The 12,641-nt window shown below is 31.7% G+C and carries 10 protein-coding genes and 1 tRNA gene; 5 read left to right on the top strand and 6 right to left on the bottom strand.

The genetic code is table 11. The features are described 5' to 3' along the window. Positions 1-236 precede the first annotated feature (236 nt). The 4 genes from PQF96_RS09795 to PQF96_RS09780 all read right to left on the bottom strand — a co-directional run bounded on the left by PQF96_RS09795 (position 237) and on the right by PQF96_RS09780 (position 3,618). Positions 237-455 (bottom strand): hypothetical protein, encoded by a 219-nt coding sequence (locus PQF96_RS09795; RefSeq protein WP_109438244.1) that lies wholly within the window; start codon positions 453-455, stop codon positions 237-239. A 54-nt stretch (positions 456-509) separates the two neighbouring features. After that, on the bottom strand, positions 510-719 hold the full coding sequence (locus PQF96_RS09790) for a hypothetical protein (RefSeq protein ID WP_109438243.1): 210 nt from the start codon (positions 717-719) through the stop codon (positions 510-512). A 558-nt stretch (positions 720-1,277) separates the two neighbouring features. Further along, on the bottom strand, positions 1,278-2,309 hold the full coding sequence (locus tag PQF96_RS09785) for a cytochrome d ubiquinol oxidase subunit II (protein ID WP_271765920.1): 1,032 nt from the start codon (positions 2,307-2,309) through the stop codon (positions 1,278-1,280). 10 nt (positions 2,310-2,319) lie between these two features. Beyond that, the gene (locus PQF96_RS09780; RefSeq protein WP_271765919.1) at positions 2,320-3,618 is read right to left on the bottom strand and encodes a cytochrome ubiquinol oxidase subunit I; all 1,299 of its coding nucleotides are present in this window, start codon (positions 3,616-3,618) and stop codon (positions 2,320-2,322) included. Between the two features lie 359 nt (positions 3,619-3,977). Between PQF96_RS09780 and PQF96_RS09775 the strand changes: the two genes are divergently transcribed. The 3 genes from PQF96_RS09775 (at position 3,978) to PQF96_RS09765 (ending at position 7,600) form a co-directional block, all read left to right on the top strand. Beyond that, positions 3,978-4,706: a hypothetical protein gene (locus PQF96_RS09775; protein ID WP_271765918.1), complete on the top strand. Its 729-nt coding sequence runs from the start codon at positions 3,978-3,980 to the stop codon at positions 4,704-4,706. A 317-nt stretch (positions 4,707-5,023) separates the two neighbouring features. After that, entirely contained in the window at positions 5,024-6,964 is a 1,941-nt protein-coding gene (locus PQF96_RS09770; RefSeq protein ID WP_271765917.1) for a sensor histidine kinase, read from the top strand. Positions 6,965-6,967: 3 nt separating this feature from the next. Beyond that, positions 6,968-7,600, top strand: a complete 633-nt coding sequence (locus PQF96_RS09765) for a response regulator (RefSeq protein WP_109438229.1) — start codon at positions 6,968-6,970, stop codon at positions 7,598-7,600. 74 nt (positions 7,601-7,674) lie between these two features. On the opposite strand, the gene PQF96_RS09760 is transcribed toward PQF96_RS09765, so the two are convergent. Then, positions 7,675-11,016, bottom strand: coding sequence for a starch-binding protein (locus PQF96_RS09760; RefSeq protein WP_271765916.1), 3,342 nt, complete (start codon positions 11,014-11,016; stop codon positions 7,675-7,677). A 436-nt stretch (positions 11,017-11,452) separates the two neighbouring features. Between PQF96_RS09760 and PQF96_RS09755 the strand changes: the two genes are divergently transcribed. Beyond that, positions 11,453-11,809: a hypothetical protein gene (locus PQF96_RS09755; RefSeq protein WP_109438227.1), complete on the top strand. Its 357-nt coding sequence runs from the start codon at positions 11,453-11,455 to the stop codon at positions 11,807-11,809. A 227-nt stretch (positions 11,810-12,036) separates the two neighbouring features. Beyond that, positions 12,037-12,111 (top strand) — tRNA-Pro (locus PQF96_RS09750). 216 nt (positions 12,112-12,327) lie between these two features. Here the strand turns inward: PQF96_RS09750 and PQF96_RS09745 are convergent. Continuing rightward, entirely contained in the window at positions 12,328-12,633 is a 306-nt protein-coding gene (locus PQF96_RS09745) for a hypothetical protein (protein WP_271765915.1), read from the bottom strand. Between the last annotated feature and the right edge of the window lie 8 nt (positions 12,634-12,641).

Below are 12,641 nucleotides of genomic sequence, written 5' to 3'. Positions count from 1 at the left end.
TCTTATGTCTATCAATTAGCTCAGTAAATATTTTAATGGATACTCGTTTGCTTCTTTTACCAGAGTATTTCTTAGTCTACGGAGTATAGAACAATTAGCAATCAACGACGGTTTTCGATATGTAAAACATTTCTTCAGATGGTTCAATAAGAATTTTCTGGGTAAGATAATCCACTGGACAGATTTACAAAACGAATCAGTCCATGTGGAGTATCATAATAAAATAAATTCAAAGTTTAAGCTGCACAATAGTCAGCGCCTTTGTCAATACAGATTTGTCCATCTGAATCGGTGAAAACTCCATAAAGAACACCATCTGTTTCAATACAATAATTAAAATCACTATTATAGTCATCATAGCAATCATGATTCGCACCACCGTTTATTTGCTTTAGTTCATTTCGACTCAAAGTCCTTTCGGTCCAATTCGTGTTTTTTTCTAAGATTCTTTTCATTTCTTTTGATTTTAAGATTTTAACTTCTGCATTTGCTTATCTATATGAATAAGTTTATGCAACACCACATAACTCTTTACATGTTTTTTTACAATCATCGGAGCCTCCTTCTCCCACAAAATTGTCAGATCTAGAAGATGTGTCAACTATATCGCATGCTTCAGAACATGACTTTAAGCAACCGTTTGTTCCGCCTGATCCGTTAATGAATTTTAATTCTTTTTTAGGAATTTTAAATTCTGATAAACTTCTTAAACTTTTCATTTTTAATAATATTTAAGGGTTAATAATTAATTTACTATTGACAATAGTATTGTGAATTCTCCTTTAATGTATTAGTGTATCAAATCGTTACCTCTAAAATTTTGTTAAAATCAATAGTAGTAATTTGTCTATAGTAAAAGAGCTATGGTTTGAGTGCGCAATGATGAAAAGTGAGGTAGTTATGCAATACCGTTACCAAATGGGTTACTAGATTGTTATACTGTAGATAGATTAAGAGGTAAAGCATATATTGGTAGTATTGAAGAAATAACCCAACCAATGGAATATGAAATTTTAGTCTTTTAGTTTATATATTTAATCATTGTCAATCATATATCGGTATTAATTTTTAAAATATAGGGTATCATTTTTTTGAGTTAAAACACTAAATATTGAACTCACAATTTTGTATTTAACTTAAAACCTTAAAAAATGAAAAAACTTATTTATTAACCATTATTACTCTACTTGTTTCTTGCGAAAAAGAATTTGTTTATCTCGCGAGAAAACATAATTATCTTTTTTCAAAATTACGTGTGACGAATGATAACTTTAAAATTATATAGACGGATTGTTATTTTGTTCCAAAATTTTTATCATTTTGAAGGATTTTAGTAAATGAAATAATCCTGGTAAAATCACAGTACCACCAATGATAAGTGTTATTCCTAAAACTTTTATTACGCTATCAGGAGCTATATTTTCTAATATACTAACGCTCCCTTCATCCAAAAGAATAATTCCGGGAAAATGAGCTAATAATGCTGCCAATAAAATTAAAAATACTTGGAGACCAGCAAAAAAACGACTTAATATTCTTCTTCCTTTTTTAATAGTAATCCAAAGAGGTATTAATAATAGTCCAGAAAATAACATCGCCGTTATTGAATACGGATTTTTAATAAAATCATGTACAAAGATATAATCGTAACTGTACCCATATACAAAAGTCAGCAACCCAATTGCAAAAACAATGATCGTGGCAATTCCCGCTTTTCTGATATAAATATTTGCTTTTTCTGATTCTCCGATTAATAAAACCGAAGATAAAAACGCACAGAGAGATGCAAAAAACAATCCTATTAAGATGCTAAATACATTAAACCAGGGCGCTACAAAAGCCTCATAAAAAGTTAAGGTAGTAACATCATCTACTACTTTTATTTTACCACTTATCAGTCCACCAAAGACCATCCCTAAAAAGATGGGAGTGATAAGACTAGAAATCTTAAACATGGTATCATATAATTTCTGCGAATTATCAATTACCGCATCATAATGTCTAAAAACAAATGCTACTCCTCTTAGTGTAACTCCTAACAATACAATGGTTAATGGGATATGTAGGTTGACTACCATGATATTATAGTAAACAGGAAATGCTACCCATAAAATCACAATCAGAATAATGATCCATATATGGTTTGCTTCCCATACAGGCCCCATTACACGATAGATAGTTTTCTTAGTAATTTTTTGATTTTCTTCAGAAGAAAAAAGCTCTACAATACCGGCTCCATAATCAGCACCACCAAGAACTACATAGAGATACAATGAAAATATCAAGAAAAACAAAACGACATATAACATATTTATAGGTTTAGTTTGAGGAATTAAGAACTCTTATTTGTCGTAGCATTAACCAGGTTACCGCTACTGATAAAATTGTATATACTGCAACATAAGTATAGAAGCTAAAAACTATACCAGGCATAGGAGTGACTGCGTCTTTGGTTAGCATTACTTTATGAATAATCCAGGGTTGTCTTCCCACTTCGGTTACAATCCACCCTGCTTCCAGTGCAATGAATCCCATAGGAGCCAGCATCACAAAAAGTAACCAATATTTATTGGTAGTAAACCATTTTTTTCTCTTCAAAGAAACAAAATATAAAACCCCAGCAAACAATAACAACGTTCCTATACCCACCATAACCTGAAAAGCATAATGTACTATACTAACATTTGGTCGTTCATCTTCAGGAAAATCATTCAATCCTTTTACCTCTGCATCAAAATCTCCAAAAGCCAGAAAAGATAACATCCCTGGGATTGCGATCTTATACTTTACTTCTTGGTGTTCTGTATCTACTATTCCGCCAATATATAAAGGAGCTCCTTTTTCGGTATTATAATGAGCTTCCATGGCTGCTAATTTTACAGGTTGTCGTTCTGCAATATCTTTTGCAGAGATATCACCACTTATTGGTTGTAATATTGCAGCTATTGCTCCAAATGTAATTGCTATCTTAAATGCTTTTTTATGCAATTCTACTCTTCTCCCCTTATACACCTGATAAGCATGAATACCAGCTACTGCAAAACCTGTTGCCGTAAACGCTGCAAGAGTCATATGCAATGCTTGAGTAAACCATGCGGGGTTAAGCATCGCCTTAATAGGATCAATATTCAAAAATTCGCCATCTATATAATCAAATCCACTTGGTGCGTTCATCCATCCATTAGCCGCTACCACCAAAATTCCTGAAGCTACTCCAGATATTCCTATAATAACACCAGTAAACCAGTGAAATTTCTCTGGTAATTTATTCCACCCATATAAATAAAAACCCAATGCCAGTGCTTCTACAAAAAAAGCTGCTCCTTCTAATGAAAAAGGCATTCCGATAATTGGTCCTGCATGTTTCATAAATTCTGGCCACAGCAATCCCAATTCAAATGATAAAGCTGTTCCTGAAACGGCACCGGTTACAAAAAATATGGCAACTCCTTTTTGCCATGCTTTAGTCAACGTTAAGTAGATTTTATCTTTAGTTTTTAACCATTTATAATGGGATACGACCATAAAAAAAGGCATTACCATACCAATACAAGCAAAAACAATGTGAAATATAAGAGTAAATGCCATTTGAAGTCTTGCAGCATCAAGGTTTTCCATAGATTATTTTTTTAATCTTTTTATTGTATAAATATACTCTTAGACATCATAATACTAAGTAACCTTAGTTACATATGCCTAAAAAAAGATTGTTTTCCCGGAAGTTTCTTTTATGCTATAAAGATACGATCTAAACACGGTTTTTTAAAGAAAAAAAGCTGTTGTTTTACCCCAAAATCCATAAACTTTTATCTATATCCTTTTTACCAACCTAGGGAAAACCCTAGATTTTAAATCCTAGGTTTTACACTCACAAACAAAGCGCTGAACAACAGTAATTTAGCAAACACAAATTTGTATGTAAGGGGGAATCTGAAAACCCATATCAAAAGAGTAGGGAAATCTTAAAACTATTTATTATGAAAAAATCAATTTTTAAAATGTCAATTTTAGCAATACTGTTAGGAATCGTATTTATTGCTTGCGAAAAAGAAGGAGTAAAGACAGAAATCGTTGAGTTTAATGAAGAAGAATTTACAAGTGAAACCGGTAATCATGATCAAGTTTTGGATATTAAGAATGAAGAAATCCAACAACCTTTACTTCATATGAGTTTTGATAAAAACCTAAGTAAAGAAGAAAACGAGCTCAAGTGGAAAAAAAAGGTTAAAGAATATGTTAGTAAAAATGCTAATCAAAATAAGGGAGTAAGTACTCATGTAGTATATGAAATAATTACTCATACTGGGTCGCAACCTAATCATGATACTAACGGTGATGTAATGGCCAAAGTAGAATTTGTTCATGACCAGGGAAGACGCATCACTAGATATTTAGCGTTGGATAATGGTGATGATAGAAATACAGATCAAGTCGATGTTTATCTTTTCGATCTTCAGTTTAATAATACTGCTATATCCTGGATAGAAGTAGATGAAGCGCATCTTAGATTAAGAGGTACTAATAATTGGTTTGTCAAGTCATTTGACGTCGCAATATGGAAATCTGACCAAACTGTACCCGCAACATCTGATAGTAATGGCGCATTCTTGTTATCAGATCCAAATTTATGGATGGACAATCAAACTGAAACAGGGTGGGATTATTACCATGCAGAAGGCCTCAGTTATTCTCGTGTTAATTTCTAATCATAAAATTGATTCCAAAACCTTTTTTACGGCCTGTTTATTTTAAAAAAACAGGTCGTTTAATTCTTCTACATTTAACTATACCTTAAAAATCTCTATCTCTTTTCACAAAAAGGGGTAAAATCCTCTAGCAAATAGGATTTAATTGGATAAGAAGATATGTATCTTTAATGTAACCCCTACTATTTTGTCAGCTAATTATATTGATAATGAGACTGAGTTATATTCATATATATTGGACGTTTGTGTTATTAAATTTTAACACAATATCTGCGCAACATATAAACAATACTGACACTTCTACCTCAAAAAAAAGAATGGAATATCAATTACGAAAGTCATTAGATCAATCTGATTATGAAAAAGCTTTGGAAATAACAGATAGTATGGAGCTTTACGGCATCAAGAATAAGGATAGTATTTATATGGCTATTGCTTACGATGCTAAAACAACACTCTATAGATTTAAGCGAGACATTCGTAATGCCAAAATTAATGTAAAAAAAGGCATTTCTATTTATGAAAAATATCACCATTATAGTGAATTGATAAAATCAAATTCATATCTCGCCAAAACACTGAGAGATGAAGGTAAATTAGACTCTTGTTTTTATACCTTAAACAAAATTAATAGATTGTACATATCAGATACCGTATCTAAAGGAAGTTTACGATATTTTTATAATGAAAAAGAAGCATCTCATTCAGTAGCAGGAAGAATTGATTCTTCATTACATTATTCTTTTAAAAGAATAGGCTTAATTGAAGAAGATAATTATTTTCAATTAGGAGTCTCTTATTTAATCTTAACTGAAAACTTTTATAAAGTTAATGATCTGAAAAAGGCATTAAACTACATCAATGAATCACTTCATTATTTTTCTAAAGATCCACGTAACCTTACTATCGCTACCTGTAAAGCTTATATTTTAAAAGGAAATATTTTACTTGCTCTAAAGCAATATCAAGAAGTTAAATTATATGCCCATAAAGCTTTAGACCTAATTAAAAATAAAGATTTACCCAACTATAAGGTACAAATAGAGGTTTTACTTTTCAAATTGAATGGACAAATAGGAAAACCTCATAAGATACCAGTATTAGATGTCACCGATATCAAAAACAAAAAAATAACTAACAGTACCTTATTCGATTTTAATTTAGCAAAATTGAAGTATAGTGTTCATGAAAAAAAATGGAAAGAAGCACGTGTACTTATAGAAAAATTACATTTACTAATCCCAAATATCAGTGATCTTAATTTAAAACAAACCTTTCATCAATTATCATCATTGTATTGGGCAGAAGTCAAAGATTTTGAAAAAAGTTATCTTGAACAAAATCAATACTTTAAAATAAAAGAAAAGATTAATACCAGGCAACACATCTATACTGCCTATGATTTGGATCAGAAATATCAGCTAGCCAAAAAGAATGAGGAAATTGTAAATCAGAACTTTAGAATCCAAGCACAAGAAAATGAGTTACTAAAAAAAGAAAAACATCAAATTTATTTAACGCTATCAATACTATCTGCAATACTAGGGTTCATTTTGCTACTTTTTATCTATAGACAACGTCAAAAAATAAAGAATAATGAGATCATAACCTTACAACATCAACAGGAAGTAATTAAACTCGAATCACTTATTGATGGGGAGGAAAAAGAACGTAATCGATTAGCTCAAGACTTACATGATGGTATTAATGGTGATTTATCTGCAATTAAATATAAAATTACCTCTATAGCACCTTCTAAGTTAAATGAAAAAGAAAAAATCATACATCATGAGGCTATTCAAATGCTTGATAATACAGTAGAGCAAGTACGTAGAATTTCGCATAATCTTGCTCCTTCTTCCTTGTTAAATTTTAATCTGGTCGAAGTAATACAACAATTTTGTGATAGAATCAATTCTTCTAATCCTTTAAATACAAGCTTTCAATATTTTGGAAAACAATTCAAACTTGAAAAGGAAAAAGAAACTGTTATTTACAGAATTATACAGGAACTCACAAATAATATCATAAAACATGCTAATGCTACCGAAGCTTTGATACAAATCAATAGTTATGAAAACAAACTTCATATTACTGTTGAAGACAATGGAATTGGATTTGATCCTGATGTAAAAAGTCACGGAATAGGATTGCAGAATATAAAATCAAGAGTCAGTCTCTTAAATGCTAACTTAGATATTCATTCAAGTGCTGAAGGAACTTCCTTCAACATAGAAATATATCTTGATAAAATTTAAAAAATGATAACAGTTTCGATTTTGGATGATCATACAATGGTACTAAGGGGACTTGAAACTATGCTTGAAGATTCTAATAGTATTAAAGTAAAGGCTACATATAAGAAAGGGCAGGAATTATTGAAAAACTTACAAAACAATAGTTATGATGTGCTGATATTAGATATAAATTTACCAGACATCAATGGCATTGAATTATGTAAACGTATTACCAAGACATACCCCAATATATCCATCATAGGCCTATCCAATTATAGTGAAACGGGTTTTATAAAAAATATGATACGCAATGGAGCAAAAGGATACTTGCTAAAAAATACTTCAAAAGACGAATTAGAAGAAGCCATTAAAACGGTACATAAAGGAGAAACCTATCTACCATCTATCTTAAAAAATAAATTATTGAACGAAAGTATCGGTGTAAAATCTTCTTCATTTATACCAAAATTAACCAGAAGAGAAAAAGAAGTATTGCAATTAATTGCTAAAGAACATACAAATGAAGAAATAGCACAAACACTTTTTATAACTGTAAAAACGATAGAAGCCCATCGAAGTAATTTGATTCTAAAAATGGGAGTGCGTAATACTGCGGGTTTGATTCGTGTTGCTTTTGAAAAAGGACTATTGGTATAATCTTTTTATCTTATAAAAACCTGCTCAGAAAATAATATCCTCAACAGGTTTTTTTATATCTAAAAAATAATAGATTACTTAACGACTTTTATCATTTTTACATTGTCATCAGAAGTTATCTTAAGCAAATAAATTCCTTTGGAAAGGTTGGACGTTTGTATCGTTACCGTATTTTCTTTGGTACTCTTATCAGGAACTACATTAGTTAATTTTCCAGAAAGATCATACATTTCTATTTTTAAATTATTCTTATTCACATTCTTTGTAAACGAAAGTGATAGCGTTTCCTTAAAAGGATTTGGCCATGCACTTATAAAGTTTAGTTTATCATTATCTGAGGTTATATTAGAAAAAGATCCCTTTAAAGCATTTAAATTAGGACATTCTCCAGGGCAATTATCAAACCATTGGTTGTCATACCATCCGCTTGTTGTTCTAAATAAATCATCAGTCTGCGCTCCTCCATTATCATTAAACACAATACCAACATCTACAGTCTGATCTATAGTATATTTATACCAAGGAGAACTACTTAATTTAGACATTTGTATTCCTGGCCAAGCTGGAAATCCAGGTATTGCATCATTTGCGTTTTTATCATAAATATAAATATAAGCTGTGTTCCAGTTGTTCGGTTTCTTGAAATATACCATAAACGAAGTATCCACAATATCTGGACATTCATTAGGACACGTATCTGACCATTGGTTATCATACCAGCCACTTGTTGTTCTAAACAAATCATCGGTCTGCGCTCCTCCATTATCGTTAAACACAATTCCAACTTCTACAGTTTGATCAATAGTATATGCATACCAAGGAGAACTACCTAACTTTGACATCTGTATCCCTGGCCAGCCAGGAAATCCCGGGATTGCTGTATTGGCATTTTTATCGTACAAATAAATGTAAGCCGTACTCCAATTATTTGGCTTTTTAAAATTAACAGTATATCCAGACACATTTTCAATAGTATAGGTTCTGCTTACTATAGAAGAATTTCCTGCAGTATTAATTGCAATAGCTTTGACCACAGTACTACCTTCTGCAGATATGGTAAAAACACCAGTATAAGGAGTACTTGAACTATCTGGCATTGACCCATCCAAAGTATAGAATATTGATCCCGAATTTGTTGCATTCATAGACACGTCTACGCTTCCGTTAAAAGATCCAGAAGCAGGAGATACTGATACTACAGGCAACTCAATAAGATCCGGGCAGTCTCCCGGACAATTATCAAACCATTGATTATCATACCAACCATTTTTAATTCTGGTTAAATCATCAGTCTGAGCACCTCCATTATCATTAAATACAATACCAACCTGAACATTTTGATCAATGTTATACTTATACCACGGTGTATCACTTACGGTTTCCATAGCAACTCCAGGCCAAGCCGGGAACCCTGGTATGGCTGCTCCTGTACTTTGATTAAATACATAAATAAAAGCTGAAGACCAGCCTGTTGGTTTTTTGAAATACACATCAAAAGGACCTCCAAATACATAATCTCTTGTGATTATTGAAGATTGATTCCCTTCTGAATCTATCGCTATCGCTTTTATAGTAGTATTCTCACTTATCGTAAACGAGTTATTATAGGCTGTACTAGAAGAAGAAGGAGTTGATCCATCATCTGTATAAAAAATATTTACTGAAGCTCCTGGAGTTGTAGTCGATGCTGTCATCTCTACGCTTACAGCGCTTGTATAAAAACCTGAGGCGGGAGATACAGATAAAGATGCTGAATTTGAAATCGTTAAAGGTTCTGCTATCAATACCAGTCCAAAAGAGGTTCCAAAGTTAACACTACCTCCAGATACTACAGCTGTTTTATCAGAGAAGTAGTCTTTTAAAGTTGTTCCATTTGGCCACATACCAAAAACATTCAACCCGCCAGAGAAATCACCATCATTTCCTGTATATACCAATGATTTATCTGTAATTCCCGCATTATTATATTCTCTCTTAAAGGTATAAGGAGTATCCTGTAACTTAGTATGTTTTCCTGCACCAACAGAAACGTGTTCTCTTCTAAACTTGCCTAACTTTTGAAAATGTATTAAGGTAAGAGCTGCTTTAGAATTAGGGTTATTTAATTCATTAAAATTCATATTTGAACGTAGTGTAGCATCGCCAGAAGCTCCGCCTCCAGGAGTTAAAGTTCTTGCAGTTTCATCACCATAATAAATCTGTGCAGGTCCAGGAGTTAATAATAATTTGGTTCCTGCTTCAAAAGTTCTGGTTCTATTTCTATCAAAAACTTCATTTGTATCGTGGTTTGCCAAAAAATTCATAGCACTTTTACCATTTCCCAGTTGGTTTTGTAAAAGATTATCATATCTACTAAAAATACTTTCTAATCCGTCATTGGCATTAAACCGAAATTCAAAATTAATAAGGTTAGCAAATCCATTATCATAATAATCTACATTGAAACCATCTCCAGTAAATCTTCTTCCCATACTTGGTGCAGAATAACCAAATACTTCTCCTGTCATCCAGAAATCTAAATCATCTAATTTTTTATCTGGATTATTATTTTTCCATTCTCTTAAGGCAATTAAACCCTCTGTTTCTAGCTCTTTCCAAACAAACTCTTCGACATGTTTAACTGTATCTACTCTAAATCCATCTACTCCATAATCTCTAACATAATCAGTTAGCCATTTCATTATATAAAACCTTGGAGCCCTTGGATAACCTGTTCTGTTAAAAAAATTATTTAATTCGTTCTCTTCTTGTTGTCTCCTCCCCTCCTGGCTCCATTTATTAAGTAACCAACCAGGAACTGAAACATTTCCATTTGATTCTGTTCTTATATCTGGTAAATTATCAACCAATTCACAGGGAATACTACCTCCTGGTCCTTGAAAATTACAAGTAGGCTCACGACGAACCCATTCTGATGGCCAGGATTCATCGCTAGAATTATCGGGTCCTACATGATTTAAAACCACATCCATAATGATTCGAATACCGTGATCATGAGCTTTATCCACAAAGGTTTTAAAAAGAGCATCTGTTCCCAGGTTACGATCTATGGTCGTCCAGTCTTTTGCCCAATATCCGTGAAAAGCATACCCCGCTCCACCAATAGAACCATGTATATTTTCATACGGTGGAGTAACCCAAAGTGCATTCACTCCCAAGTCATCAAAATATCCACTATCAATTTTATTGATTAATCCTTGAAGATCTCCACCTTCAAAACTTCTTAATGGTGGACCATTTCTTTGTCTTCCATAAGAAAAGTCGTTAGAAGTATCTCCATTTTCAAAACGATCGGTAAGTACAAAATATACCGTTGCATTCTCCCATGCAAATGGTATGTTCTTATTGGACTGAGCAATACTGATTCTAGGTATGCAAAAAGCCAATAAAAGCCCTAAATAAAATAATTTTTTCATAATACATTATTTGTTGATTAATAAGTAACTACTTGATAATCTATTTCTTAAATAGTTTCTCAAACGTTGTAATAAAGATTTCGAAAAAAAACGGCATTTTATAACCATTTTTTTACGCAAACGTTTGATTGTTAATAATTTATTTCTTTTATAGTTAAAAAATTAACAATAACTTATTTAAATAGCCAAAATTCAAAACATTCATTACATCAACTTTCATCATAAAGATTTCGTTTATGTATTTCATAAAATAGAAGCATTAGAATTAAATTACTCATAATACCAAAGAACATTATGTTTTTTATATACAGGGAAAAATCGACAAGAATTAGGGTAAAAACTACATTTTGAAGCAACGAATATCAACGCATCTTTACCATATCAAATTATAAGAGTAGGTATTCTACTAAAAAATTAATATAAAAAACACTACAAAATGGAAAGTACAATTGAGAAAAACTTAAAACATGTTCATGAATTACTATCAAAAGGACAATTTATAGAAGCGATGGAAACTTATTTACATGATGATGTAGAATTACAAGAAGCTAATGATGCACCAAAAAAAGGAAAAGCATTTAATGTTAAGTTCGAACAAGATTTTATAGATAATCAACTTACAGAGTTTATTCGATATGATGTAAACAATTATGCTGTCAATGGTAACCATTCTTTTTATGACGCAATAATGGAATTAAAATTAAAAGATGGCAGTACTATGCTTTCAGAGCAAACCGTAGTAACTGAATGGAGAGATGGAAAAATTTACAGAGAACGTTATTATCATGCATAATTGTATAAACTCATACTTTTATTTATATGAATGAGACCCTTGTGCCTGTTACAAGGGTTTTTTCTATCTTATACTATCGATATTAAGTACTCCAACCTCTATATTTTGAATTGTTTATGCATTACGATATGCTAAAAGTAAATTCATACATTATTTTCTTCAATTTTATTTGGCCTTATATTAAATGATTTATTTATATTTGCACCCTCAAAAGGATAACCTTTTTTCGGGGTGTAGCGTAGCCCGGTTATCGCGCCGCGTTTGGGACGCGGAGGTCGCAGGTTCGAATCCTGCCACCCCGACAAATTAAATAGAACCTTGTAATTTAAAATTACAAGGTTCTATAGTTTTCAGACTATCATAAATAAGAATTGAATTCATATGATGTAATAAAACAAAATCCCGTATTTGCTATTTGCATACAGGGATGTTATTTTACTAATAAAGATTCTGATCAAAGTTTTACATAGTCTTTATCCATTATTTATATTTATAAGTGAAGTAGTTTTGCGCAGACACTATTCCTTTTTGAGATAATACTTTTTATGGAAGTACTTATAGCATAATTTACCAACTACAAAATAACAAAGAACTACAAATACGCTTCCTAAATATATACCATTCTCTAAAAGTCCTTTAAAGTCATATTTGTAAATAAACAAACCAATCGAAGTACTAAAATTGAGTAAGCCATATATAATGTTTTGACTATTCCCAAAACCTAAACCGCTAAACATTCGCCCTTTCCAGATTCCGAGTACATAATGCGGAATTGTATTTATTAAAGTAAGACCTATAAGAAAGTCAATATATGTTAATCCCATAGTATAAT

This window comes from Aquimarina algiphila (assembly GCF_947494415.1).
Classification (GTDB): Bacteria; Bacteroidota; Bacteroidia; order Flavobacteriales; family Flavobacteriaceae; genus Aquimarina; species Aquimarina algiphila.
This window is presented reverse-complemented; position numbering and strand designations above follow the sequence as displayed.